This window comes from Massilia sp. CFBP9012 (assembly GCF_034045115.1).
Taxonomy (GTDB): Bacteria; Pseudomonadota; Gammaproteobacteria; order Burkholderiales; family Burkholderiaceae_D; genus Telluria.
The window spans coordinates 81,883-108,509 of record NZ_JAXCWM010000004.1 but is presented as its reverse complement, the minus strand read 5'-3'; the positions used below and the strand labels follow the sequence as shown (position 1 = coordinate 108,509).

19 protein-coding genes and 1 tRNA gene are annotated in these 26,627 nt (G+C 65.5%); 7 read left to right on the top strand and 13 right to left on the bottom strand.

Going from position 1 to position 26,627, the window contains the following annotated elements:
- Positions 1-184 precede the first annotated feature (184 nt).
- The gene (locus tag SOM61_RS07590; protein ID WP_320473512.1) at positions 185-2,539 is read left to right on the top strand and encodes a DUF4214 domain-containing protein; all 2,355 of its coding nucleotides are present in this window, start codon (positions 185-187) and stop codon (positions 2,537-2,539) included.
- A gap of 54 nt (positions 2,540-2,593) precedes the next feature.
- Here SOM61_RS07590 and rfaD read toward each other — a convergent pair whose 3' ends face one another.
- The 3 genes from rfaD to SOM61_RS07575 are packed head-to-tail and all read right to left on the bottom strand — an operon-like array spanning position 2,594 to position 6,320.
- Positions 2,594-3,604: an ADP-glyceromanno-heptose 6-epimerase gene (gene rfaD, locus SOM61_RS07585; protein ID WP_320473788.1), complete on the bottom strand. Its 1,011-nt coding sequence runs from the start codon at positions 3,602-3,604 to the stop codon at positions 2,594-2,596.
- A gap of 28 nt (positions 3,605-3,632) precedes the next feature.
- Positions 3,633-4,655, bottom strand: coding sequence for a lipopolysaccharide heptosyltransferase II (gene waaF, locus SOM61_RS07580; RefSeq protein WP_320473511.1), 1,023 nt, complete (start codon positions 4,653-4,655; stop codon positions 3,633-3,635).
- Positions 4,656-4,706: 51 nt separating this feature from the next.
- Positions 4,707-6,320 (bottom strand): ABC-F family ATP-binding cassette domain-containing protein, encoded by a 1,614-nt coding sequence (locus tag SOM61_RS07575; RefSeq protein WP_320473510.1) that lies wholly within the window; start codon positions 6,318-6,320, stop codon positions 4,707-4,709.
- Positions 6,321-6,507: 187 nt separating this feature from the next.
- On the opposite strand from SOM61_RS07575, the gene SOM61_RS07570 reads away from it, so the two are divergent.
- The 3 genes from SOM61_RS07570 (at position 6,508) to SOM61_RS07560 (ending at position 10,760) form a co-directional block, all read left to right on the top strand.
- On the top strand, positions 6,508-6,909 hold the full coding sequence (locus tag SOM61_RS07570) for a DUF2946 domain-containing protein (RefSeq protein WP_320473509.1): 402 nt from the start codon (positions 6,508-6,510) through the stop codon (positions 6,907-6,909).
- A gap of 101 nt (positions 6,910-7,010) precedes the next feature.
- Positions 7,011-9,173, top strand: a complete 2,163-nt coding sequence (locus SOM61_RS07565; protein WP_320473508.1) for a TonB-dependent receptor — start codon at positions 7,011-7,013, stop codon at positions 9,171-9,173.
- A gap of 12 nt (positions 9,174-9,185) precedes the next feature.
- Positions 9,186-10,760: a PepSY domain-containing protein gene (locus SOM61_RS07560; RefSeq protein WP_320473507.1), complete on the top strand. Its 1,575-nt coding sequence runs from the start codon at positions 9,186-9,188 to the stop codon at positions 10,758-10,760.
- Between the two features lie 13 nt (positions 10,761-10,773).
- On the opposite strand, the gene SOM61_RS07555 is transcribed toward SOM61_RS07560, so the two are convergent.
- From SOM61_RS07555 to SOM61_RS07535, 5 genes are all read right to left on the bottom strand, one after another.
- Positions 10,774-11,580, bottom strand: a complete 807-nt coding sequence (locus SOM61_RS07555; protein ID WP_320473506.1) for a fatty acid desaturase — start codon at positions 11,578-11,580, stop codon at positions 10,774-10,776.
- A 135-nt stretch (positions 11,581-11,715) separates the two neighbouring features.
- Positions 11,716-13,029 carry a VWA domain-containing protein gene (locus SOM61_RS07550; RefSeq protein WP_320473505.1) on the bottom strand — a complete coding sequence of 438 codons (1,314 nt, stop codon included), beginning with the start codon at positions 13,027-13,029 and terminating at the stop codon, positions 11,716-11,718.
- 66 nt (positions 13,030-13,095) lie between these two features.
- Complete coding sequence (locus SOM61_RS07545) at positions 13,096-14,661, bottom strand: TerC family protein (protein WP_320473504.1); 1,566 nt, start codon at positions 14,659-14,661, stop codon at positions 13,096-13,098.
- 109 nt (positions 14,662-14,770) lie between these two features.
- Complete coding sequence (locus SOM61_RS07540; RefSeq protein WP_320473503.1) at positions 14,771-16,123, bottom strand: amidohydrolase family protein; 1,353 nt, start codon at positions 16,121-16,123, stop codon at positions 14,771-14,773.
- A 68-nt stretch (positions 16,124-16,191) separates the two neighbouring features.
- The gene (locus tag SOM61_RS07535) at positions 16,192-17,454 is read right to left on the bottom strand and encodes a CaiB/BaiF CoA transferase family protein (RefSeq protein ID WP_320473502.1); all 1,263 of its coding nucleotides are present in this window, start codon (positions 17,452-17,454) and stop codon (positions 16,192-16,194) included.
- A 147-nt stretch (positions 17,455-17,601) separates the two neighbouring features.
- On the opposite strand from SOM61_RS07535, the gene SOM61_RS07530 reads away from it, so the two are divergent.
- The gene (locus SOM61_RS07530) at positions 17,602-18,948 is read left to right on the top strand and encodes an MFS transporter (protein ID WP_320473501.1); all 1,347 of its coding nucleotides are present in this window, start codon (positions 17,602-17,604) and stop codon (positions 18,946-18,948) included.
- A 3-nt stretch (positions 18,949-18,951) separates the two neighbouring features.
- Here SOM61_RS07530 and SOM61_RS07525 read toward each other — a convergent pair whose 3' ends face one another.
- A complete protein-coding gene (locus tag SOM61_RS07525; RefSeq protein WP_320473500.1) occupies positions 18,952-19,773 on the bottom strand; it encodes a sterol desaturase family protein in 822 nt (273 codons plus the stop codon).
- 99 nt (positions 19,774-19,872) lie between these two features.
- Positions 19,873-20,634 carry a PEP-CTERM sorting domain-containing protein gene (locus SOM61_RS07520; protein ID WP_320473499.1) on the bottom strand — a complete coding sequence of 254 codons (762 nt, stop codon included), beginning with the start codon at positions 20,632-20,634 and terminating at the stop codon, positions 19,873-19,875.
- 585 nt (positions 20,635-21,219) lie between these two features.
- On the opposite strand from SOM61_RS07520, the gene SOM61_RS07515 reads away from it, so the two are divergent.
- On the top strand, positions 21,220-21,753 hold the full coding sequence (locus SOM61_RS07515; protein WP_320473498.1) for a DinB family protein: 534 nt from the start codon (positions 21,220-21,222) through the stop codon (positions 21,751-21,753).
- On the opposite strand, the gene SOM61_RS07510 is transcribed toward SOM61_RS07515, so the two are convergent.
- The 3 genes from SOM61_RS07510 to acs form a co-directional block, all read right to left on the bottom strand.
- A complete protein-coding gene (locus SOM61_RS07510) occupies positions 21,754-23,184 on the bottom strand; it encodes a diguanylate cyclase domain-containing protein (RefSeq protein ID WP_320473497.1) in 1,431 nt (476 codons plus the stop codon).
- A 227-nt stretch (positions 23,185-23,411) separates the two neighbouring features.
- Positions 23,412-23,502, bottom strand: a tRNA-Ser gene (locus SOM61_RS07505).
- A gap of 257 nt (positions 23,503-23,759) precedes the next feature.
- Positions 23,760-25,760, bottom strand: coding sequence for an acetate--CoA ligase (acs, locus tag SOM61_RS07500; RefSeq protein WP_320473496.1), 2,001 nt, complete (start codon positions 25,758-25,760; stop codon positions 23,760-23,762).
- Positions 25,761-26,016: 256 nt separating this feature from the next.
- On the opposite strand from acs, the gene SOM61_RS07495 reads away from it, so the two are divergent.
- Complete coding sequence (locus SOM61_RS07495) at positions 26,017-26,622, top strand: TIGR00645 family protein (protein WP_320473495.1); 606 nt, start codon at positions 26,017-26,019, stop codon at positions 26,620-26,622.
- Positions 26,623-26,627: the final 5 nt, after the last annotated feature.

Genomic DNA, 26,627 nt, shown 5'->3' with positions numbered 1-26,627 from the left:
GTAAAAAACGGATAGAAAGACCGGCGGCACCTGTAAATGCCGCGTAAACCTTCATCACCTGACAAATCGGTGCATCTCATGCGAATCGCATGCGATTTCCTATAGTCAACTTTAATTACTGCAAGCATACTTCCGGTTTATCTTCGACGAGACCGGAATGATGCTACGAACACTTGCCAGACCCTTGGCGCTAGTCCTGCTGGTCCTTTCCGGCTGCGGTGGCGAGACAGACACCCAGGCCCCGGCGTCCATGGCGGGCGCGGCCAAGTCGGTCGCCAGGTCCCATGCGCAGTTGGGTACGCCGATCACGAACGACCAGGCGCTAGCGGCGCAACGCCTTGCACCGGGCCTGTTCCGCGAGCAAAAGGAATCGGCGCGGGTCGTCGGGGACGGCGTACCGTTCGCGATCGACACCAGGGACCGGGAGCAGGTCCGTCTCTACTTCCACCAGGTCTACAGCGAGCCGACGCCGGCGATGGGCTGGACCGGCGACCGGGTTACCGGCGTGCCGGGGACGACCACGCCGGCCTTCAAGGCCGCGACCATCCAGCGCCTGAACTGGTTCCGCGCGATGGCCGGCCTGCCGGCCGCAGTCAGGCTGTCGGAGGCTTCGAGCGCCAAGGCGCAGCACGCGGCGCTCATGATGAGCGTGGCCGGCCAGCTGTCGCACTATCCGACGCCAGACTGGAAGTTCTACACACCGCAGGGAGCCGAAGCCGCGGCCTCGTCCAACCTGGCCCTTGGGGGCGCAGGTCCGGACGCGATCGACCAGTACATCAGGGACGCCGGCGCCAACAATGCCGCAGTCGGCCACCGGCGCTGGATCTTCCAGCCGAATTCCCGCACGATCGGCACCGGCGATGTGCCTTCCGCCACCATCGACGGGAAGTACGCCTGGGCCACCAACGCGCTATGGGTAAGCGATATCGACTATACGGCCGTCCGGCCGGTCGTGCGCGACGGCTTCGTTGCCTGGCCGAACAGCGGATACGTGCCCTACTCCACTGTTTACGAACGCTGGTCGCTGTCCTATCCGAGGGCCGACTTCAGCCGCGCGAAGGTCACGATCACGCGCAACGGCGTCCCGGTCGTCCCCGTCATCGAGCCGCTCGACACGAACTTTGGCGAGAATACGATCGTGTGGAAGATGCCGGATAACGACGAGACGGGCACCCACGCGCGCCCCGACGCGGACGTGCGCTATCGGGTCAGCGTCTCCGACGTTATAGTGGACCGTCGGGCGCGCAGCTTCGACTACGACGTGACGGTATTCGATCCCTCCATCCCAACGCCAGGGCGGCTGCTGCCTGTGGCGTCGGCGCCGGCCCTGGTGCCTCCTGCTCAACCGTATGCCGTGCGGATCGGCGCACTGCCGGGCGCCACCGCCTACACCCTTTCCGCCTATTTGCGTTCACCGCTGGCGGGCAGGCAAGCGGCGCCGTTCGACGCCGCCACCTGGACCACGGCCAATAACGGCGGCCACGCCATCCTCGACGGGGGCGCCCTGCGCTTCTACGTCGACGATGGCGCATGGGGTGTCCAGACCGCCACGCTCGAGAAGCCCTTTTACGTACCGGCTGGCGCCGGCCAGATCCTGGTTACCAGGTCCATGAGGGCGGCGACCGCGACGCAGAAGTTCATGGTGCAGATATCGGACGACGAAGGCGTCAGCTGGCGTGACGCCTACAGCGAAACGGGACGCGCCTCAGGGACGCCTGTGACCGGCGTGGTGCGGGTGGACTTGGGCGCGTATGCCGGGAAGTTCCTCAGGCTGCGCCTCGGCTCGGACGTCAAGCATAGTGCCTATATCGGCCCGAGTAGCGGCTGGACCGTTACGGACATCGCATTCGAAGGCGTCGACGAGCTGACCCAGGGCCGCCAGCAACGCAACGCCAGCGGCGAATTCTCGTTGTCCCCGGCTCGTCCAGGTAACTATCTGCTGCTGCCGCGCGTTGAGTTATATGGAATGGTCGACTCCGATCCGGGCACACCGGCCCTGGTCACCGTGGACGGCGCCGTGCTGACCGGCCCGCGCTCGTCCTACGCAATCAGCCGCAGCAATGGCGTGCTGACCATCGTCGACAACACGGGCCGTGACGGCACCCAGACGGTGCGCGACCCGTTCCGGATCGATTTCACCGACATTACGCTGGCCTTCGATGCCGACGGCAATGCCGGCAAGGCCTACCGCCTGTACCGCGCCGCCTTCAACCGCAAGCCGGACAGCGGGGGACTGGGCTTCTGGATTCGCGGGCTGGACGGCGGCCTGACGCCGGAAAACATGGCCAGGGCATTCGCGGGCTCGCCCGAATTCGCCAGCCTGTATGGCACTGCGCCGACCCACGACCAGGTCATCACGGCCTTGTATCGCAACGTGCTGCACCGCGCGCCGGACCAGGGCGGCGCCGCCTTCTGGCTGCAGAACCTGGCCAACGGCATGCCGCTCGAGCAGGTACTGGTCGAGTTCAGCGAAAGCCCCGAGAACAAGCAGCAGGTGGCGGCCGAGATCGACCTCGGCATCGCCTATACCCGCCAGTAGCAGCGATGGTGGTCCGGCGCGCCGGCGCGATGCCGGCGCTGCTCCCATCCTGGATCAGCGCGCCGGCTGGGCGCGCAGCCAGTCCATATACTTCGCCACGCCGGTCGCCACGTCGGTGAACGGTTCATCGTAGCCGGCCGCGCGCAGCGCCGAGATGTCGGCCTGGGTAAAGCTCTGGTACTTGCCCTTGAGCTTGTCGGGGAACGGCAGGTATTCGAGCAGGCCGCCATCGATGATCTGCTGCAGCGACAGCGCCGGCTTGCCCTCGTTGGCCAGGGCGTTGACGGTGGCAACGGCCAGGTCGTTGAACGGCTGGGCGCGGCCGGTGCCGAGGTTGAAGATGCCGCGCTTGTCCGGATTATCGAGGAAGAACAGGTTGACCTTGACCACGTCTTCCACGTAGATGAAGTCGCGCATCTGGGCGCCGGCCTCGTAACCCTCGTTGGCGCCGAACAGCCTGACCTTGCCGTCCTTCTGGAACTGGTGGTACTGGTGGAACGGCACCGAGGCCATCGTGCCCTTGTGCCCTTCGAGCGGACCATAAACGTTGAAGTAACGCAGGCCGACCACCTGGCTGCCGGCGTCCTGGCCCTTGGCCTGCCAGTAGCGGCGCAGGTACTGGTCGAACAGGAATTTCGAGTAGCCGTAGACGTTGAGCGGGCGTTCGAGCGGGCGCTCTTCGCGGAACGTGGTGCCGGCGCCGTAGACGGCGGCCGACGAGGCGTAGATGAAGGGAATGCCCTGGCGCTGGCAGAATTCGAACAGGGCGACCGTGTAGTCGTAGTTGTTCTTCATCATGTAGCGGCCGTCGGTCTCCATTGTGTTGGAGCAGGCGCCCTGGTGCAGCACGGCGGTAAACTTGTTGTCGAATTCGCCCGCTTTCAGGCGCACCAGGAAGTCTTCTTTGTCGGCATAGTCGGCGATCTCGGCGTCGACGATGTTGTGGAACTTCTCGGGCCGCGACATATTGTCGACGGCGAAGACGCTGAACGGCTCGCGCTGCGACAGCGCATGCACGAGGTTCGCGCCGATGAAGCCTGCTGCGCCGGTAACCAGAATCATAATAAGGTCCTCTTCAAATTGGCCCGCGCCCTCAGGCGCCGGCAAGCATGGGTTGCAAGGGCTGCCACACGTCGGCCGGCAGGATCTGCTTCATGCAGTTCTGGTGCCCTAGCGGGCATTCGCGCTGCTGGCAGGGCGAGCATTCGATGTGCAGCCACAAAATCTGCGCCAATTGCGACAGCGGCGGCGTGTGGCGCGGGTCGGTTGGGCCATAGATCGCCACCACCGGCCGCCCCAGTGCGGCGCCGATGTGCATCAGGCCCGAATCGTTGGTGACCACGGCCGCCGCGCGCGAGATCAGCGCGATCGCTTCGGAGAGCGACGTCGAGCCGGCCAGGTTGTGCGCCTGCGGCACGATGGCCGTGATCTCGTCGCACACCGCGCGGTCCTTGGGAGAGCCGAGCAGCAGGATCTGCGCGTCCGGCCGGTTGGCCAGGATGGTCCGGGCCAGCTCGGCGAAGTAGGTCGATGGCCAGCGCTTGGCCGGGCCGAATTCGGCGCCCGGCGCGAAGGCGACCAGCACGCCCGCCGGCAGATTCAGGCGCGCGATCGCGGCCTCGGCTTCGCCCGCGGCGACCGTCATGGCCGGTTCCGGCAAGCGTTCCGGCCGCGGCAACTGGCGCACCGGCGCGTCGGCCAGCGCCTGGTAGAACTGGGCCATCGGGCGCGGCGCCGCCTTGTCGTCGTGGTGCATCACGCTGACCAGGCCGTAGCGCATCTCGCCCTTGTAGCCGACCCGCCTGGGGATCCCGGCCAGCCAGGGGATGAGCGCGAATTTCAGGGTATTGGGCAGCACGTAGGAGTCGGCATAGCCGCGCGCCTTGAGCATCTTCGCGAAGGCCTTGCGCTCCTTCCACTGCAGGGCGCCGTGCTTGAACGGTGACTCGATCACGGTGTCGACTTCCGCCATCGCGCGCCAGACCGGCGCCACCCAGGTCGGGGCCAGCACGTCGATCGGCCGCCCTGGCGCAAGCTCCTTGAGCCGGCGCAGCAGCGGCTGGGCCATCACGGCGTCGCCGATCCAGTTCGGGGAAATCACAAGGGTGCGCAACATGGTGTTCTTCAGGTGGTGTGCCAACCCACGATTATAGCAATCGCGGCCGATTCAGCATTCCTCGAGGCGCCAGCCAGTGTCCAGCGCGGCCAGGCGGTGGGTCAGCCCGATGCGCTCCAGGAACACGCGGTCGTGCGACACCACCACCAGCGCGCCGCGATAATCGCCCAGCATCGCCTCCAGCGCCGCCAGCGACGCCAGGTCGAGGTGGTTGCTCGGCTCATCCAGCAACAGCAGCGCCGGCGGCGTGTCCGCATACAGGGCGCAGGCCAGGGCCGCTTTCAGGCGCTCGCCGCCGCTCAGCAGGCCGGCCGGCTGGGTGATCGTGCGCGCGTCCAGGCCCAGCTGGACCAGCCAGGTGCGCAGCATGTCCTGCCCGGCGCTGCGGTTCACGTCCAGCAGCTGGTCCAGGGTCGGGCGGCGCGGATCGAGGCTGCCCAGCTGCTGGTCGAGGTAGGCCACCTGCGCCGGCAGGCTGCGCTCGCCCGCGACCGGATCTAGCCGTCCTGCCAGCACCTTGAGCAAGGTCGACTTGCCGCTGCCGTTCGGGCCGACCAGGCCCACCCGCTGGCGGCCCGTCAGGATCAGATCGATGCGGGCCAAAGACGGCGCGACCCAGGGCAAAACGACCGCCTCGAGCTGCGCAACACGGCGCCGGGCCGCGCCTTCGACGCCGGCAGCGTGGATGCGCACGTCGGCGTCGGCGGCGACCCGGTCAAAGGCCTCGCGCACCCGCCCAGCCTGTTCCGAGCGCGCCGTATCGTGCTGCTGGCGCAAGCGCCCGGCGCTGCCCTCGCTACGGTCCTTGCCGCGGCCGAGCAGGATGGCGGCCTGGTTGGCTTCTTTTGCATCGCGGTTGCCGCGCGCCTGGCGCCGGTCCTGGCGTTCGCGCTGCGTGCGCCGCGCCTCGTCGTCGCGCCTGAGTTCCCGGCGCGCGTGCTCGAGCGCGCCCTGCGCCGCCGCTTGCTCCTGGCGGCGCGCTTCTTCATAGAACGCGTAATTTCCACCATAGCTGCGCAGGCCGTCGCCGGAGAGTTCGACGATGCGTTCCATGGCATCGAGCAGTTCGCGGTCGTGGCTGATCACGAGCAGGCCTTTAGGCCAGGCCCGCAACTGGCGCAGCAGGGCCTCGCGGCTGGCGCCATCGAGGTGGTTGCTCGGCTCGTCGAGGATCAAGAAGTCTGGATCGAACAGGGTGGCGCCGATCAGCGCCACCCGCATCGCCTCGCCGCCACTGAGCGCGGCCACCGGCGTGTCGAGGTCGACGTGCGGCAGGCCATGCGCCTGGCAGGCCTGGCGCAGGCGGGCGGCGATGTCCCAGTGCTCGCCCACGGCATCGAAATCGCGCGGATCGACGCTGCCGGCCTCGATACGCGCGAGGGCGGCGACGATCGCCTCGATGCCGGCCAGCCCGGCTACCGACGCCGCCCCGCCGCTGCCCGCCTGCTGCGACAGATAGGACACGCGTCCGCTGCGCAGGCACTGGCCGGACGTGGGCGCCAGTTCGCCGGCCAGCAGGCGCGCCAGCATCGACTTGCCCACGCCGTTGCGTCCCACCAGGCCGGTGCGGCGCAGGTCGAAGTGATGATGCAGGTTTGAAAACAGGGCTCTGCCGTCGGGCAGATACAGGGAAACGCCGTCGAGCGCTAGAATGGTATGCGTCATATGCAAGACTCCAAGGATGCCTGGACACTTCCACAGCCTGGCTGGGAAGACCGAAAAAAAATGGCATCGATGAGGTATTACACGCGCGCGCTCCTTGGGATTAGCGACCGATAGTAACAGGATTGGTCGAGCAGGACAAATTGCCCACCCGTGCGCACCGCCGCGTCAGCAGGACTATAATTTTCACATGCACAGGCTCCGAACAACCCGAACGCTGTATGGCTGGACCGTCCTCCTGGCGTTCCTGTTCGGCCTGTTCGTGCCTGCCATCTCGCATGCGGTGGCCCACGCCACCCAGCAGCCGGCAGCGGCCTGGATCACCGAGATCTGCAGCGCCAGCGGCGCCCGCCATGTGATGGTGATCGACGATGCGGCGCAAACCGACGCGCCGGCCGTGCCGGACATGTCGCACTGCGAGCTGTGCTGCTCGCATCAGCTCCCGCAACTGGCCCCGCCAATGCAGAGCGTGCCTGTGCTTGCCCTCGACCGCGAGCGCGATCCCTACCCTCCCCTGTTCTACCGCGCGCCCCGCGCGCAGCACGCCTGGACGCCCTCGCAGTCGCGCGGGCCGCCGTCTTCGCTTTCCTGATTCGCCCCTAATACGACGATGTCCGGCGACGCATGCGATGCGTCGCCGGCAGACCATGCGCGACGCCGCGAAGGTGCGGCCTTGCGTGAACAGGATACGCAATGAAGACACACTTACACATCCGCAGGATGGCGCTCGCCATCGGCTGCGCCCTGGCCGCCTTGCAGGCCCAGGCCGAAGACCGGTTCGATAAGCAGTTCGAGCACATACCTACCGTCGAAGTCACCGCCGAGGCCCCGCGCGCCAACGGCCTGCTCAAGCTCGACACCCCAAGCACCACCGGCAGCCGCCTGGGCCTGAGCCCGCGCGAGACGCCGGCCAGCATCACCGTGGTCGACCGCGCCCTGATCGAGGTGCGCGGCGCCCAGGACACGCAAGAGATCCTGCGCGCCATCCCCGGCGTCACCGCCCACGATGCCCCCGGCAATATCGGCGTCAGCTACCGCGGCTTCGGCAGCGGCTCGGTCAGCCAGCTGTTCAACGGCATCAACGTGCAGTATTCCATCGCCGCGCGGCCGGTCGACAGCTGGATCGTCGACCGCGTCGAGGCCATTGGCGGGCCATCGAGCTTCCTGTTCGGTTCCGGCGCGGTCGGCGGCACGATCAACGTCATCACCAAGCTGGCCGAGACGCGCGAGTTCGCCGAAGGCCGGCTGCGCCTGGGTTCCGACGAGCTGAAGGAAGCCTCGGTCGGCCTGAACCGCCGCGTGGGCGAAGGCCATTACGCGCGCATCGACGTCAACCACCGCGACAGCGGCAGCTGGGTCGACGGCGTCGACCGCCGCGCGACCCAGCTGGCAGCGTCCCTGCGCTCCGATTTCGGGCGCGGCTTCACGCATACGCTGGCCTATGAATTCCAGCAGGAAGACGTCGACCGCCCTTATTGGGGCACGCCGCTGTTGAATCCGATCAAAGGCGAACTGCGCGTCAACGAGGCCACCCGCTTCAAGAACTACAACAGCAGCGATGGCGTCTACGACCAGCGCGTGCAGTGGCTGCGCTCGATCGGCGCCTGGAAGGTCAGCGACGCCCTGCAGCTGACCAACACCTTCTATGTCTACGACGCGCTGCGCGACTACCGCAACGTCGAGAACTACCGCTTCAATCCATCGAACACGCAGGTCATCCGCTCGGCCGCCCTGCTCCAGCGCCACGACCAGACCCTGGTGGGCGACCGCATCGACGGCGTCTACCGCGGCCGCATCGGTGAACGCCGCAGCGACTGGGCGTTCGGGCTGGACTTCAGCGTCAACCGCCAGACCCGCTTTCCGAACAGCCAGTCGGCCACGGTCAGCAGCGTCGATCCCTACGATGTCGTCACCGAGCGCTTCTTCGACGTGCCGAACATGACGCCGGGGTTCCGCCCCGACCGCGACAACGAGGTCAAGACCACGGCGCTGTACCTCGAGAACCGCACCGCGCTGCTGCCGACCCTGAACCTGGTCACCGCGCTGCGCCACGAGCGCATCGAACTCGACCTGGTCAACCGGCGCGCGGTGAGCAATACGGCGCCGGCCCGCTTCGCGCGCGACTACCACCCGACCACCGGACGCCTGGGCCTCGTGTGGGACGTCACGCCCGGCATGAACCTCTACGCTCAATATGCGACGGCCGCCGACCCGCCGTCGGGAACGCTGTCCACCGCCTCGTTCGCCGACGTGATCAACAACAGCGACCTGACCACCGGCCGCCAGGCCGAAGTCGGCACGAAACTCGATTTCTGGCAGGGCAAGGGAACGGCGACGCTGGCCGCCTATCACATCACGCGCAAGAACATCGCGACCCCGGATCCGGTCAACAGCAACCTGACGATCCTGGTCGGCGAACAGTCCTCGCAGGGCGTCGAGCTGGCGCTGGGCCTGCAGCCGACGAAACGCCTGGCGGTGCAGGGCAACTTCACCTATGCCGATGCCGAGTACGAGCACTACAACCAGGGCGGCGTCTCGCTGGCCGGGAAGACGCCGATCAATACGCCGAAGACGGTGTCCAATGTCTGGGCCTCGTACGCCCTCACCCCATCCGTGCAGGCCCACCTCGGTGCGCGCCGGGTCGGCAAGGTGTACGCCGATGCGGCCAACACCCTGTACTGGCCGTCCTATACCTTCGTCGACCTGGGCCTCTCCTGGCGGATCGACCGCAGGCTGGTGCTGGACGCGCGCGTGCGCAACCTCACCGACCGCCTGTATGCGGCCAATGTCAGCAGCACGATGGCGTATCTCGGCGCGCCGCGCACGGCCGATGTGTCGCTGCGCATGGCCTTCTGACGGGAGCGCGCGATGGGATCACGATTGAAACGCTGGCTGTTCCTGGTCCACCGCTGGCTCGGCATCGGCATCTGCCTGCTGTTCGCGATGTGGTTCGTCTCGGGCATCGTCATGATGTATGTCGGCTATCCCAAGCTGACCGAGGAAGAGCGCCTGGCGCACCTGCCGCGGCTGCAAGTGGACGCGCGCCTGCTGGCCCCGGCCCGCGCGCTGGCAACGGCCGGCATCGCCGGCCCGCTGGACGAGCTGCGCCTGGCAGCGTCCAGCGGTGGGCGTCCGGTGTATGTGGCGACGCCGGCGCGCGGCGAGGTCCCGGCCGGCCGCAAGCCGCCGCCCAGGGGCAGCGGCGCGGTCGTGATCGATGCGGCGAGCGGACAGCGCCTGGGGCCGGTGGACGAGGCGCATGCCATGGCCACTGCCGCCGCCTTTGCCGCGCCGGGCGTGAAACGCGATTACCTCGGCACGATCGACGAGGACGCGTTCACCCACTCGCGCGCGCTCGATCCGCATCGTCCGCTGCACAAGGTGGAACTGGGCGACGCCGAACGCACCCTGCTCTACATTTCGAGCCGCAGCGGCGAAGTGGTGCGCGACGCGACCCGCAGCGAGCAGCTGTGGAATTATGCGGGCGCCTGGATCCACTGGCTGTATCCCTTCCGCGGCAATGCCTTCGAGCCCTACTGGACCGACATCGTCAACTGGCTGTCCATCCTGGGCATCGCGATGGCGCTCACCGGAACCGTAGTCGGCATCATGCGCTGGCGCTTCCGCAAGCCCTATCGCAGCGGCGCGCGCACGCCCTATCCGCAAGCCATGATGCGCTGGCATCACATCACCGGCCTGCTGTTCGCGCTGGTGACAATCACCTGGATCTTCAGCGGCCTGATGTCGATGAACCCGTGGCGCATCTTCGACACCGGCGCACCGCCGCTGCGCATGGAGGCGCTGCAGGGCGGACCGCTGGTGCTGACGAACGACGACGCCACGCCGCAGGCGCTGCTGGCGGCGTCGAACGGCAACGTGCGCGAGCTGCGCTGGACGCGGGTGCTGGGAGAGAACCGGGTGCTGGCCCAGGCCGCCGCCGGCGCGCCACAGGTAATGGGCAGCCACGACGGGCGCGCGGCCGTCCTCGATGCGGCGGCGCTGGTTGACGCCGCATCCCGCCTGCTGCCGGCGCCTGTGGCGCGGGTCGAGCAGTTGCGCGACTACGACCTCTATTACTATGCGCGCGATGCGCACACGATGACGGGCGGCGGCATGAAACCGCTGCCGATCCTGCGCATCGTGTTCGACGATCCGCATGCCACCTGGCTCCACCTCGACCCGCACACCGGCGCGGTGCTCGGCCGCCTGGACAGCGGCAAGCGCACCAGCCGCTGGCTGTTCGCGATGCTGCATTCCTGGGATTGGCTGCCGCTGCTCGAGCGTCGTCCGCTGTGGGACCTGGTGCTGATCGCGCTGAGCCTGGGCGGGACCCTGCTCAGCGTGACGGGCGTGGTGATCGGCTGGCGCCGGCTGGGACGTAAACTGCGCGAGGGGCGCCCCGCAACAATCGTGGGCGCGCCTCGCGGGGAGCTGACCGGCTAGATGAGCATGGCGCCTACTGGCCGGCGGCGCCCGCCGCGTGGCGGCGCATGCGCGGCTCGTCGCCGGCCGGCAGGTGGTCGACGTGGTTGATCTTCGCCAGGCGCAGGAAGGCCAGCACGCGCAGCACCAGGTAGCCCGAGTCGAATTCCCACCACTTCATCGACAGCTTGGCCGACGCCGGGTTGGCGTGGTGGTTGTTGTGCAGCTCGGCGCCGCCGAAGATGATCCCGATCGGGAAGAAGTTGCGCGAATCTTCCTTGGTCTCGAAATTGCGGTAGCCGACCACGTGGAAGATGCCGTTGATGAAGCCCGACGCCCAGAACGGCAGGATCGACAGCTGGAACAGCCAGATCAGGACGCCGTGCGCCGGACCGAATACGAGTAATTCCACCGCCAGGAACAACAACGCGCCACGGAAGCGGTGCCTGGTATACAGGTGCTCGTCCATCCAGTCTTCCTTGATGCCGACCCCATAGGTTTTCACCAGGTCGGCGTCGCGCGCCGCCTTGCGGTACAGGAGGGTGCCCTTGCCCAGGATGGTCCACAGGCCGTGGATGCGCGGGCTGTGCGGATCTTCCTCGGTATCGCACTTGGCGTGGTGCTTGCGGTGCACCGCGACCCAGGCCTTGGCGGTGACGCCATAGGTGGTCAGCCAGATCCACATGCGAAACAGCTGGCACAGGACCGGATGGAAGGTGACGGCGCGGTGGCTGCGCGAGCGGTGCAGATACAGCTCGCTGGCGAAGACGGTCATGATGTACGACCCGGCCATGGTCAGCGCGACGCCCATGGGGCTGAGCTGGATGAATCCTTCGAACACGGCATTCTCCCTGTTGTTGTGTTGATCAGGGCTTGGACGTCCTGATATTGCAGAGAGATTAACGTGTCCCGGACGGGTTCAAATCGATGAGAAGAACGGTATTTACCCTGTATTTACCCTTCTTTGCCTCGACCATCAAGCGATCAGGCCACGCTGGCGCGCTTGACTTACCCACTGCGGGTATTCGTTCATCAGGAGGTCGTACAGCGCGCCGTCGGAATGCTCGTCGGGCGAGGCCACCGAGAAGAAGTCGGCGTTGTCGATCAGGCGGCCATCGAGTTCGTCCAGCTTTTCCAGGAAGGGAAAGTCCGAGTCGGCAAAGTTGGCCAGGGCCTTGGCTTTCGACTTGCGGCCCTTGCCAATGCCCATGAACTGCCAGAAGATCGGTTCGTGGCTGGCCCAGCGCAGCTGGCGCTCGGTCAGCGGCTTGTCCGAGGTCGAGCCATCGGTCACGAACATCACGTACACCGGCACCTCGGCCTTGACCGCGGCCTTGCGCTCGCCGCCCCCGCCGTCCGGGAAGTAATGCCGGCGCACCGCCTCTAGCGCGGCGCCGTAGCGGGTATCGCCCTCGAGCGGATGCTTGTCGATGATGCGCATAATGTAGTTCGACCAGTTCGAGAGACCCATCGGGGCGCCCCGGTGCACGTTGCGGCCGAACAGGAAGACGTCGATCTCGCCGTCATCGTCGAAGCGGCAGCCCAGCGCCAGGATGCGCTCGGCGAACTGCTGCACCAGGCCCTTGCGGTACAAGGTGCTCATCGACCCGGAGATGTCCAGCACCAGGCAGACCTTGGCCCGGTGTTGCCCCAGACCGGCCTTTTCCAGCGACACCGCCGCCGACTTGACCAGGTTGACTAGCTGCGGCGCAGCTTGCGCGACGCGCTTTTCCAGGTCGACCGCAGCGGCGCGCGGTGTGACAGGGGCCGGCGGCGAAGGTGGCGCATCGGCGACCGCGCCGCCGAAATGCCGCACCAGCGCATCCAGCCCGCCGTTGAAGCCCTGGCCGACGGCCATGAAGCGCCAGCCGCCATCCTTGCGATACAACTCGCCCAGCATGACCGCCTTCTCGTTGGCGAAATCACGGCCGCTGAAGTCGAAGCGCGCGAATTCGCCCTGCGGACCGGCGAGGCGCAGGCTACCCGCCTGCAGTTGCGACATGAGCGCGCCGCCGTCGGTGCTGGCCACGATGCTGAGCCGTTCGACCCAGGCCGGCAGGCTGGCGAGCCGGAAGCGGAAGCCCCCCGCGTCGACGGCGACGGCGCCACAAGGCGTCGCCGCTTGGTTGAAGAAGGTCATGTAGCGCTCGTCGGACAGCTTGCCGCCGGCGTCGAGCGCGAAGCAGGCGAAGTCCAGCGCCAGGCCCTGGGCCGACAGGCCGGCCTGCAGGACGCCGTCGGGAGCCGATTGCGCCAGGGGCAGGCGCTCGCCGCGTTCCAGCTGTTTCATGTCAGCCTCCAGTCAGGTTGAACGCGTGGACGGAAAATCCGTCCACCCTACGATATTACCGTTCGTTCAGCTCTTTTCGGGCGGCTGGTCGTACCCGTCTTCGATCCGGGTCACGATCACGGTCGCGATGCGGCGCTCCAGCACCTGCGCCACCTCGAACCGGAAGCCTTCGATCTCGACCGCGTCTCCCACCTTCGGCAGGGTACCGAAGCGTTCCAGCATCAGGCCGGCCAGCGAGGTGTAGTCGTCGGTGTCGCCCACCAGGGCGTCCACCTCGAGCACCTGCTCGAGGTAGTGCAGGTCGGCGCTGCCGTCGACGCGCCAGCGGCCCGGCGCCAGCGCATGCACCACCGGCTGCTCGTCCTCGTCGGGGAACTCGCCGGCGATCGCTTCCAGGATGTCGATCGGCGTCACCAGGCCCTGCAGGGTGCCGTATTCGTCGGCGATGATCACCAGTTGGCCGTGCGAGCGCTTGAGGCGATCCATCACCTTCAATACGCCACTGCCATCGGGCATGATGATCGGCGTGCGGATATGGGCCGCGTCGATCGCGCCGTGCAGAGTCAGGTCGGCGATCAGGTCCTTGGCGCGCGCCACGCCGATCACTTCGTCGAGCTGGCCGCGGCACACCGGGAAGAAGCCGTGCGGGGTGGCCAGCAGCTGGGCGCGGATGCTGTCGGCGTCATTCTCGATATTGATCCACGAGATGTCCGAGCGGTTGGTCATGATCGAGCGCACCGAGCGCTGCGACAGGCTCAACACGCCGCTGACCATATTGCGCTCTTCGGCCTCGAACGCCGGTTCCTCGGCGGCTTTCGCCTCGGCTTCCGGTTCGTCGTGGTGGTCAGCGCCACGCTTGCTGCCCAGCAGGCGCAGCACGGCGTCGGCGGTGCGGTCGCGCAGCGGGATGTGCGCCTCTTGCTTGATGAAGTTGCGGCGCGCCAGCTGGTTGAAGAACTCGATCACCACCGAGAAGCCGATCGCGGCGTACAGGTAGCCCTTCGGAATATGGAAGCCCAGGCCTTCGGCGATCAGGGAGAGGCCGATCATCAACAGGAACGACAGGCACAGCACGACGACGGTCGGATGCGCATTGACGAAGCGCGTCAACGGCTTCGAGGCGAACAGCATCACGCCCATCGAGATGATCACGGCGGCCATCATGACGCCCAGCTGTTCAACCATGCCGACGGCGGTGATCACGGCGTCGAGCGAGAACACGGCGTCGAGCACGATGATCTGCGCCACCACGGCGGCGAAGCTCGCGTATTCACGCTTGCCGCTCTGGACGTGCGATTTGCCTTCGACGCGTTCGTGCAGTTCGATGGTCGCTTTGGCGAGCAGGAAGATACCGCCGATCAGCAGGATCAGGTCGCGGCCCGAGAACGACAGGGTGGCGATGGAAAACAGGGGTGCGGTGAGTGTGACCAGCCACGAGATCATCGTGAGGAGGCCAAGGCGCATGATCATGGCGAGGGACAAGCCGAGGAGTCGTGCCTTGTCGCGCTGATGCGGGGGAAGTTTGTCCGCCAGGATGGCGATGAAGATCAGATTGTCGATGCCGAGGACGATCTCAAGCACGACAAGGGTGAGCAAGCCGACCCAAATATTTGGGTCCATTAGCCATTCCATTGTAGAGTTTTGTAGTTAAGGAAGGGGAATTGTACGCGATCGTGCAGCCATCGACCGAGATTGGCGATGGAGCGGCGCCGAAAAACGACGCCGTTCCGACAACATCGGCTCAGCGCCCTGCCGCCTGTTCGCCGGCGCCCGCCGCCGGCACGCCGCGCAGCCACAACGCATTGATCTTGCGGGTGTTGCGGATGTCGTCCAGCGGATTGGCGTCGAGCACCAGGATGTCGGCCTGCTTGCCGGCGGCAAGCGTGCCACGCTCCCTGTCGATGCCCAGGATGGCGGCGTTGCCGGAGGTCGCGGCCTGCAGCGCCTGCATCGGGGAGAGGCCGGCCTGGGTCAGGAGTTCGAGTTCGCGGTGCTCGGCAAAGCCCTGGATGCGCGGGATCGTCGCGCCCGAGTCGGTGCCCATGCCGACCTTGATGCCGGCCTTGTGCAGCGCCAGCGCATTCGCTTTCGCATTGGCCAGGTCTTGCTTGCTGATCTGCTTGACCTTGTAGGCCGGGCTGGCCAGCCATTCGCCCACGCCCGGGTCGAGCGCATCCCTGAAGAAGGCCGTGCGCATCCAGTCCGGCTTGTCGGCATACACGAAGAATGCCTCGTCGAGCTGCAGGGTCGGGATGTAGGCGATGTTCTTCTCTTTCATCAGGGCGATCAGTTCGGCGTCGACCGGCTTGTCGCGCACGCTGTGGCCGAACAGGTCGACGCCGTCGCGCGCCAGGCGCTTGGCGTCTTCCAGGTAGTAGACGTGGGCCACCACCTTCAGGCCGCGCTTGTGCGCCTGCTCGATGACCTTACGGTACAGGGCCGGGTCCATCTTTTTGGTCTTGCTGTCACCGAAGTCGTCGACCCAGATCTTGACCAGGTCGGGCTTCTGCGCGGCCAGCTTCTCGAAGTCCTTGCGCACCGCTTCGATCGTGGTCGGGCGGTAGACCTGGTCCATGCCCATGGCGATCGGCGGCGCGCCGTGCGGGACGCCGAAGCCGTGGCCGGCGGTGACGATGGTGGGCAGCGCCAGCTTGCCGGCGCGCTGGTCGGCGCGCATCTTGTAGATGAAGTCGTGGTCGGTGCCGAACACCGCCACCGTGCCGACGCCGTAGCGCGCATACTTTTGCAGCTGGCGCGTGACGTTGGCTTCGTTGATCTCGCCCGCGCCGGACTTGGCGCCGTTGGTGATGCCCAGGTGGGCGTGGCCGGCGATCAGGGCCGGCATCACGGTCTTGCCGCGCAGGTCGACGACTTTCGCGCCGGCCGGCGCCTTTGCACCACCCGGCTGCACCGCCTCGATGCGGCCGTCGCGGATCACGATGCTGCCGTTCTCGATCGGAGCCCCGCCCTGGCCGTCGATGATGCGGGCGCCCTGCAGGACGGTAGTCTGTGAGGCCGGCTGCGCCATGGCGCTGGCGCCGACAAGTAAAGACAGGGCGCTGGCCAGCGCAGTCAACAGGGTCGGGAGTCGCATCGGGGTCCTTTCATCGATATGGTGAACCCGGCAATGTTAGCCCATCGACATGAGGCGCGACGGACGCTTCAGATCACGCCGTCGCGCGCAAGGCGCTCGAGCTGTTCCTGACTGTAGCCGAGCAGGCCGCGGTAGACATCGCCGTTGCTGGCGCCGAGCATGACGGCCGGCTTGTCGAAGCCAGTGAACGCATCGGACATGCGGATCGGCAGGCCGCCGGCCACGACGTCTTCCACCGCCCCGTACACCGGGTGTTCGAGCCTGGCGGTCTCGCCGCGCGCCAGCAGGCCGGGGGCGCGCATCGCGTCGGCCGGATCGCGCACCGGGCCGTTGGGCACCCCACAGTCGCTCAGCAAGGCAGCCGCCGTGCCGGCGTCCATGGTGCTGGTCCACGCGCCTACCATCTCGTGCAGCACGGCGTGGTTGCTCACCCGCGCCGCGCGGCTGCTGAAACGCGCGTCCTCGATAAGCTCCGGGCGGCCCATGGCGCGAAACAGCCCGGCGGCGAAGGCATCCTTCGGCGCGCTGATCGCGATATGGCCGTCGGCCGTCGGGAACACGCCGGACGGCGCCAGGCGCGCCAGCACATTGCCGGAGCGGGTGGCGTGCCCCAGCCGGCGCTCCATCTCGAAAGGCTCGGCCGCCACCAGCGCGCTCATGGCCCCCAGCAGCGAGACGTCGACCTGCTGGCCCTGCCCTGTCTCGCGTGCGCGCAGCACGGCGGCCAGGGTGCCGATGGTGGCGAACAGCGGCGCGGCCTGGTCGCCGATGGGAATGCCGACCCGCACCGGCGCTTCGCCTTCGGCGCCGGACGCCATCATCAGGCCGCTCATGGCCTGGATCACGATGTCCACCGCCTTGTTCCGGGTCGGATCGGCATCCGGACCGAAGCCGCTGATCGAGGTGTAGACGATCTTCGGGTTCACTTCGCGGCAGCTCGCGTAATCGATGCCCAGGCGGCCGGTCACGCCAGGGCTGAAGTTCTCCACCACCACGTCGGCGCGGCGCACCAGGTCCATGAAGATGGCGCGCGCGTCGGGATGCTTCAGGTTGAGGGTAACGGCCTCTTTGTTGCGGCCGCGGTCGAGGATGGCGATTGACAGGTCGTCGTCGTGTTCTGGCGTGGCCTTGACGCCGTCGCGGCCCAGGAACAGCGAGTTGCCGCGCGCCGGGTCGGGACTGTTGGGGTTTTCGATCTTGATGACCCGCGCCCCCAGCCCCGCCAGCAGCAGGGTCGCATAGGGACCGGCCAGCATGGTGGTGAGATCGAGCACCGTGACGCCCGCGAGCGGGCCTGGCTGCTGGTCCGGATTATCCGGCTGGTGTTCCATGGCGACGCCCTTTCACGGCAAGTGCTGCAGGTGGTGTGCGGACAGTCTAGCGCACCACGGGGAATCATCGCCATGGCGACCGATTCGGTGTAGAGTCCGGCCAGCCGGCACGCAGGCGATCGTGGATAACAATAACGGAGACCCACCATGCAGCAGCACGACCGCGCCGACGGCGCCGTCAACGTCCAGGACTTCCTGAACGAACACCGCTTCTCTTCTTACCAATGGCTGATCTTCGGCCTGTGCTTCTTGATCGTGCTGCTGGACGGCTTCGACACCGCGGCGATCGGCTTCATCGCGCCTTCGCTGGTGCAGGACTGGGGCGTGACGCGCCCCGCCCTGGCGCCGGTGCTCAGCGCCGCCCTGTTCGGCCTGGCCGCCGGCGCCATGGCGGCCGGGCCGCTGTCGGACCGGGTCGGCCGCAAGCTGGTGCTGGCGTCGTCAGTGCTGCTGTTCGGCGCCGCCTGCGCCTGGTCGTCGTTCGCGAGCGGCCTGACCGAACTGGCCATCCTGCGCTTCGTCACCGGCCTGGGACTGGGCGCGGCGATGCCGAACGCGGTGACCCTGATGAGCGAATTCTGCCCCGACCGCAAGCGCGCCCTGCTCACCAATGCGATGTTCTGCGGCTTCCCGCTCGGCGCCGCCCTGGGCGGCTTTCTCGCGGCCTCGATGATCCCGCTGTGGGGCTGGCGCAGCGTGCTGCTGCTGGGCGGCCTGGCGCCGCTGCTGGCGGGCCTGCTGATCATCCTGCTGCTGCCGGAATCGGTGCGCTTCCTGGTCGCGCGCGGCGCCGGCCACGAACGCATCCGCGCCATCCTGCGCCACATCTCGCCAAGCGCCGACGCAGCCCGTGCCTTCGTGACGCGCGAGGCCGCGCCCGTGACCGACGCCGGTGGCGGCGTGAAGGTGATCCTGTCGCGGCCCTACCTGGTGGGCACCCTGATGCTGTGGCTGACCTACTTCATGGGACTGGTGATCTTCTACGCGCTGATCAACTGGATGCCGCTGCTGCTGCGCGACGCCGGCCTGTCGGCCAAGGACGCGACCCTGGTCTCGGCCCTGTTCCCGCTGGGCGGCGTGGGCGCGGTGCTGGCCGGCTGGCTGATGGACCGCTACAACGCCAACGCCATCATCGCGGCCTGCTTCGCGCTCACGGCAGCCAGCATCTTCGCCATCGGCCAGAGCGCCCATGACCTGGCGCTGTTGATGGCGGTGGTGCTCGGGGCCGGGCTGGCGATGAACACCGCGCAGGCATCGTTGCCGGCGCTGGCGGCGGCCTTTTACCCCACGCGCGGCCGCGCCACCGGCGTGGCCTGGATGATGGGCATCGGGCGGCTGGGCGGGATCGCCGGCTCCTTCCTGGTGGCGGAGCTGGCGCGGCTGCGCTTCGGGATCGAGGGCATCTTCGGGATCGTGGCAGTGGCCGGGGTGGTGGCCACCCTGGCGCTGCTGGTCAAGCTGGCAGCGGAACGCGCGGGCAAGCGGCCGGCCTAGATCTCAGTCGGTGACCGGCGCCGCCTTGCGTACCGGTAGCATCGGCTCGAGCAGCTGACCGCTCAGCGTGGGCGGGCACGGCGTGTCGGTCCCGACCTCGGCCGGCCAGTGCTTCGGCAGGTAGTGGCTGCCGAACAGGCGGTCCAGGAATGGCAAGGTCGACGCGTAGTTGCGGTTGATGTGGTCGTGGCGGCTGTGGTGCCAGTGGTGGAAGGCCGGCGTCGTCACCAGCCATTCCAGTGGCCCGAAGCGCCAGCGCAGGTTGGCGTGGATGAAGAAGCCCCACACGATACCGAGCGCGATCAGCAGCGCCGGCGTGCCGCTGCCGGCCATGCCGGGGCTGGCCAGGCCGATGGCGTACAGGGGCACCAGGCCGAACAGCCGGGTGATCACCATATCGACCGGGTGGCTGCGGGTATTGGCCAGGAAGTGCATGCGTTCGGTGCTGTGATGCAGCGCGTGGAAGCGCCACAGCCAGGGAATCTCGTGGCTGAGGCGGTGCCCCCAGTAGAACCCCGTCTCGGCGATCACGAAGGCCAGGCCGATGCGCAGCGCCTGCGGCAGCTCGGCGACGGCAGTCTTGAGCGCGGCCGGCACCAGGTAATGGGCGGCGGAGGCCAGCAGCGCCATCGGCACCGTCAGCACCAGGACCGGCACCAGGCTGCTGATGAAGTAATAAGCGAGATTGTGGCGCAGTTCAGGATTGGGCTGCTCGTGGCGCACGCCGAACCAGCGTTCGAGCGGCACGAACAGCGCCGTCAGCAGCATGAGCCAGATGCCCAGCCGCAGTGCGGTCATGGCGAATTCGGCGAAGGTGACGTTCATGGCGGATGCGGCGATGGTGGGAACGGTGTCGCGATGCGGAGGTTGCCGCCGGACCGGCGGCGCCCGGCCGCAGTAGGCTGCAGCCGGTGGAGTGGCTTATCAGGCCTGGCCGCCGCTACGGCTGCGGCGGCGGGCCGTGAAGCCGATCATGCCAAGGCCGCCCAGCAGCATGCCCAGGGTTGCCGGCTCTGGCACTTCGGCATTCAGGGCGACGTTATCGAGCAGCATGAACGGCGGCGCGCCGGCGCCGCTGCCGTGGACCAGGAAGCTCAGCCATTGGCTGGCGCTGGTTGCCGTGAAGGTCATGCTGGCGGTCTTCCAGCCGCTGAAACCGCTGTCCACGATGCTCAGCAAGTCGGAATTCTGCTTGGCGCCGCCGAAATCGACTTCCCAATAATTGTTGTTGTTCGGGCCACGCTCGATGACCTGCTGGGCCAGCGCGAAATCGAAGGTCAGCGTATAGCTGTCACCGATCGTCAGGCCGTTGACCTGTTGCTTGAGCGGGCCAGGGAAATACATCCAGTCCGAGGCGAAGAAATTGCCGCCGGTTGGAGAGGCGGAGTAACCATTGCTCAGGCCAGTCGTGCGGTATTTGTCTTTCAACCAGATCGCGGACTTGTCGGTGTTGGCAATATCGCCATTCAGGACGAAGTTGTAGCGACCGTCCCTGCCATAGCCGCTTTCCCAGTGTGTCAGGGTAGTACGATCGGCGCGTGTCGTGGACGTGCCACCGGCGAGCTGCTTGTTGCCGCCGTTGGTGGTCTCTTCGAAATTGCCGTTCTTGATGAAGTTCGCATGGGCGGCATTGGTGCTCAGTGCCGAGACGGCCAGCAGGGCCAGCAGGAATGGTTTGATGCGCATGTGCGGACTCCAGAAAGTGATGAATGGCGGTGAGTAAGCGCCGGCGTTTTCTGGGCCGGACGGTGGCTGACGGGACGAATTAGCCCGCCATGCCGATATGCTGGGTGCGTATAAGATTGATAACGATCAAGAATTATTGCACTGAAAATATTTTATCAGATTCGCGTTCGTTGAAATTCAATATTCAATTCACAAGAATGCTTGCCCTAAGGTAATACTTTTACAATTTCTAATCTGCAAGAGTTCATGAGACCGCTGTGTTCTGCCGGGAAGCCTGGAGATACAGGCTGTGGGCACGATCATGGGAAAGTCCCGTACTGCAAAAGGTGACATCTACATCGCAGGGGCGCATGTCAGGCTGTTAAGGAAGACGAATTGCACAGCTCATTGGACGAATAGCGCGGCTGCAAAAAAACAACAGTTAGTCACTATCCCGCAGCTATGCCCAAGCACAATCGAGGTTTTGTTTCGCAATTCCCGCAGGGTGGGACATGCTGGCGCTGGAGCGGCATCGAAGCTTTCGTCTGCCAGGGCGCCTGGTCGAGAGCCGCTTTTACCCCTGCCAATAAGAGGACACCAAGAAGCATGCCCACACGGGAAGACATCGTTCTATTAGCGTCGTACAACGCCTCGATGAATACCACGGTGTATGCCGCCGCAGCGACCTTGCCGGCGGACGCACTGAGCGCCGACCGGGGAGCCTTCTTCGGCTCGATTCTCGGCACCCTGAATCACATCGTGGCCGGAGACACCATCTGGCTGCAGCGCTACCAGAGGCATCCGAACACCTTCCGCGCGCTCGAGCCAATGCGGGGTATCGCGACGCCCGGCGGACTGACGCATGTCTACAGCAACGATCTCGCGGTGCTGCAAGCGCATCGCGCGCGGCTCGATGCGATTATCGACGCGCTGGCGGCGGAATTATCGGACGACGACCTGGCGCAGCCCGTCTCGTACAAGAATTCGCGTGGCGCATTCCGAAAAAAATTCGGTAGCCTGCTGCTGCATTTCTTTAATCATCAGACGCATCATCGCGGCCAGGTCAGTACACTGTTATCGCAGTCGAACGTGGACATCGGCGTGACCGACCTGGTTGCATGGGTCCCGGATGAGTGCTGATCAGGCCCCCTGCTCCATCGTATCGATATAAAACGCCTGGCCATTCTTCCCCTGCACCTTGATGTGGTACATGGCGACGTCCGCGCGGCGCATCAATTCATCGAACGTTTCGCCGTCGTGGGGAAACACTGCGATGCCGATCGAGGCCGAAATCGTCACCTCGTTCCCACCGAGGTCGAATGGCAGATTGAGGCATTCCAGGAACTTGTCGGCGACCACGCGCGCGTCGTCACGGATATGCAGGTCGGGAAGGACCACGGTGAATTCGTCTCCACCCTGGCGCGCAAGCGTGTCGCCCTTGCGCAGGCACCCTTTCAGCCGCGCCGTCACCTGCCGCAACAATTCATCCCCCTTGTCGTGACCCAGCGTGTCGTTGACCAGCTTGAACCGATCGAGATCGATGAACATCGCAGCCAGTTCGGTCTGGTTGCGCCTGGACTGGATGATCGCCTGTCCGAGGCGATCCCTGAATAACAGGCGGTTCGGGAGATTGGTCAGGACGTCGTGGTAGGCCTGGTGAAGGATGATGGCTTCCGCCTGCTTGCGCGCCGTGATATCGCGGGCGATCCCGTAGGTGCCCATGTATTTCGATCCGCCCGGCTGCGCATGGTCCATGTGCATGCCGACCGCGTTGAGCGACACGGTGATCGTTCCATTATCGAGGTTTTCCGAATGGGGCGGATTGGACCGGCATGTCATGCGTAGTTCGACGTCGCGCGACGCCCGATCGCCGGAGCGCCGCTCATTGAATGCATAGCGCGCCCGGGCGAAGTCTTCCTGGTGCACGAGCACAGAATAATGCTGGCCAATCAGTTCACGGCGATCGTAGCCCAGCATTTGGCAGGCCCGGTCGTTGACGAAGGTGAATCGTCCCTCGGGCTCGACCATGTAGATGAGATCCGGCGAGGTGTCGACCAGGTAGCGGTAGGTGCGCTCGGACAGCTCGAGCTGATAGGCGATGTCGCGGTTGCTTTGCCTGAGACGGCGCTGGGTCAGAACGTGGTCGATGGTCTTGAACAGATCCTGTTGGCTGAATGGCTTGCGCAGAAAATCATGTGCGCCGCGCCGCATTGCGCCGATCGCGGCGTCGATCTGGACGTTTCCGCTGATGACGATGACATCGGTTTCGATGCAATGGTGGTTGATGAAGTCCATGACGTGGTGGCCGTCCATGTCTTCCAGGTGCAGGTCCAGCAGGACCAGGTCATAGCGGGTGTCGGACAGGCATGCCAATGCGCCGGCGCCGGAGCTTGCCGTATCGATGTCGAAATGGCGCTGGTGGAGCAGCTCCCGTAGCGACGCGAGCATGCGAGGCTCGTCGTCCACGAGCAGTAATTTAGTCGACTGGTTCGCTGCGGCAATCGGCAAGTGGGGGGCGGCAAATGAATTATCACCGATCGTGAGGCGCGATTTTCTCGGGAATAGATTCATGTCTCTATGGGCCTAGCGGCTCACATGTTTCAATGGAGCATCGCCAGGATGAAATATGTTTAGGGAGGTGGTCTTATGCTTTATACATTAACACGGTCGGGGCTGTTCAAATACAAATTGACAACTCTTAAAGTCAGTCGGTGACAATTTCTTTAACGCAATATATGCTTGTGGATATAGGTAAAAAAAAGAAGGCCACCCGAGGGGTGGCCTTCTTCTTGTATTCCTGGCGGAGAGAGGGGGATTCGAACCCCCGGTAGGCTATGAACCTACACACGCTTTCCAGGCGTGCGACTTAAACCACTCATCCATCTCTCCTGATGGGTCGACGTGGGAACCCCACGAAGCCGCCTATTATAGCAAGTATTCCCAGCAGTACAAGGACCGCAAGGAGGATACCTTGCTGAACGCGTGGACGGCGAAGCCGTCCACCCTACAATGGCAGTGCGTTGCCAGTGCGGCCACTAACCTTCCCCGTCAGCACAAAAAAAATGCCCGCCCCTCTCCCGAGTAGGCGGGCAAGCCTTACGTCAGCCTTGTGGGCTGCCGCAGGCAGGTTGCTCAGTGATTGTAGCTCAAGCCGATTCCTTCAACTGCTCCAGAATGGCCGGATTCTCGAGCGTCGAGACGTCCTGCGTGATGTTCTCGCCCTTGGCCAGCACGCGCAGCAGGCGACGCATGATCTTGCCGGAGCGGGTCTTCGGCAGGTTGTCGCCGAAGCGGATCTCTTTCGGCTTGGCGATCGGACCGATCTCCTTGCCCACCCAGGCGCGCAGCTCGTTGGCCAGTTTTTTCGCTTCCTCGCCGGTGGGACGTGCCTGCTTGAGCACGACGAAGGCGCAGATCGATTCGCCGGTGGTCTCGTCCGGACGACCCACCACTGCCGCTTCGGCCACGATCGGATTGGCCACCAGCGCCGATTCGATTTCCATCGTGCCCATGCGGTGGCCCGACACGTTCAGCACATCGTCGATGCGGCCGGTGATGGTGAAGTTGGCGGTGTCCTTGTTGCGGATCGCGCCGTCGCCGGCCAGGTAGTACTTGCCGCCCAGTTCTTCCGGGAAGTAGCTGGTGCGGAAGCGGTCCGGGTTGTTCCAGATCGTGCGGATCATCGACGGCCATGGACGCTTGACCACCAGGATGCCGCCCTGCCCGTTCGGCACGTCGGCGCCGGCTTCGTCCACGATGGCGGCCATGATGCCCGGCAGCGGCAGCGTGCACGAACCCGGCACCATCGGCGTCGCTCCCGGCAGCGGGGTGATCATGTGTCCGCCGGTCTCGGTCTGCCAGAAGGTGTCGACGATCGGGCAGCGCTCCTGGCCCACATTGCGGTAGTACCACATCCAGGCTTCCGGATTGATCGGCTCGCCGACCGAGCCGAGCAGGCGCAGACTGGACAGGTCGGAGTTCTTCGGATGCACCTTCTCATCCAGGTCGGACGCCTTGATCAGCGAACGGATCGCGGTCGGGGCCGTGTAGAAGATGCTGACCTTGTGCTTCTCGACGGTCTGCCAGAAGCGGCCGGCGTTCGGGAAGGTCGGCACGCCCTCGAACACGACTTGGGTGCCGCCGACGGCCAGCGGGCCGTAGGCGATATAGGTGTGGCCGGTGATCCAGCCGATGTCGGCGGTGCACCAGTAGACGTCTTCGGGTTTCAGGTCGAAGGTCCATTTCATCGTCAGCGCGGCCCACAGCAGGTAGCCGCCGGTCGAGTGCTGCACGCCTTTCGGGGTGCCGGTCGAGCCGGACGTATAGAGGATGAACAGCGGATGTTCCGCATCGACCCATTCAGGCGCGCACTCGGCCGACTGGTCTTGCACCAGCTCATGCAGCCACAGGTCGCGGCCTTCCTTGAAATTGATGTTGCCGCCGGTGCGCTTGTAGACGATGACGTCCTTGACGGTGTCGCAGCCGCCCAGGCTCAGTGCCTCGTCGACGATGGCCTTGAGCGGCAGCGATTTGCCGCCGCGCTGCTGTTCGTCGGCCGTGATGACGGCCACGGCGCCGGCGTCGATGATGCGTTCCTGCAGCGACTTGGCGGAGAAGCCGCCGAACACCACCGAGTGGGTGGCGCCGATGCGGGCGCAGGCCTGCATCGCGGTCACGCCTTCGACCGACATCGACATATAGATGACGACGCGGTCGCCCTTCTTGATGCCGCGCGATTTGAGCCCGTTGGCGAATTTGCAGACGCGTTCGTGCAGCTCGCGGTAGGTGACCTTGGTCACCGCGCCGTCGTCCGCCTCGAAGATGATGGCGGTCTTGTCGGCATTGCCGTTTTCCAGGTTGCGGTCGAGGCAGTTGTACGAGGCGTTCAGCTGGCCGTCGGCGAACCATTGATAGAACGGCGCATTCGATTCGTCGAGGGTCGAGGTGAACGGCTTGTGCCAGTCGAGGTTCTCGCGCGCCAGGCGGGCCCAGAAGCCCTCATAGTCGCTGGCGGCTTCGGCGCACAGTTTTTCGTAGGCGGCCATGCCGCTGATGGTGGCGTTGTCGGCAAACTCCTTCGGTGGCTGGAACACGCGGTGCTCCTGCAGGCCCTGGGTTTGCTCTTGAGTGGTCTCGTTCTCGGCCATACTAGTCTCCATATTAATGTAGTAGGTTATGCCAGATACCATAGGGGGGCTCGCTTACTGAGCCCTTACATGGAAACCCCTGCGGCGGGTGCGTATTGACTGCCTTGCCCGCTCTTGTGTGCCCTTATTCTAACGCCAGCCGTTGCAAAGCGTGCAAGCGGGCCTCGTGTGCCAGCGCGTGCCGCACCCCATCCAACGGCGCCGGTGTAAAATGCCGAGCTGAATTTTTTTCGCATCCCCCTGGAGTTTCATCCCGATGTCCGACCTGCCGCCCAATCAGCCTGTCCGCAAGCTGACCCCTCTGAACAACCTGATTTTCGCCAGCCGCTGGCTGCAACTGCCGCTTTACCTGGGCCTGATCCTGGCGCAGTGCGTGTACGTATTCCATTTTTGGGTCGAGCTCGTCGACCTGATCGGCGCCGCCATGGGCAACGCCGATTCGCTCAAGCACATCATCGATGCCGTCAGCGTGCCTGGCGCGGCGCGGCCTACCAGGCTCAATGAAGTCACCATCATGCTGGTGGTACTGGGCCTGATCGATGTGGTCATGATTTCGAACCTCCTGATCATGGTGATCATCGGCGGCTACGAAACCTTTGTCTCGCGCATGCACCTGGAGGGCCACCCGGACCAGCCAGAGTGGCTGTCGCACGTGAACGCCTCGGTCCTGAAAACCAAGCTGGCCATGGCGATCATCGGCATCTCGTCGATCCATTTGCTGAAGACTTTCATCAACGCCGCGTCGTATGACGAGAAGACGCTGCTGTTCCAGACCGTGATTCACTTCGCATTCCTGCTGTCGGCCATGGCGATCGCCTACACCGACCGCATCGTGATGACGACTCACAACGGCAAACACTAAAACTA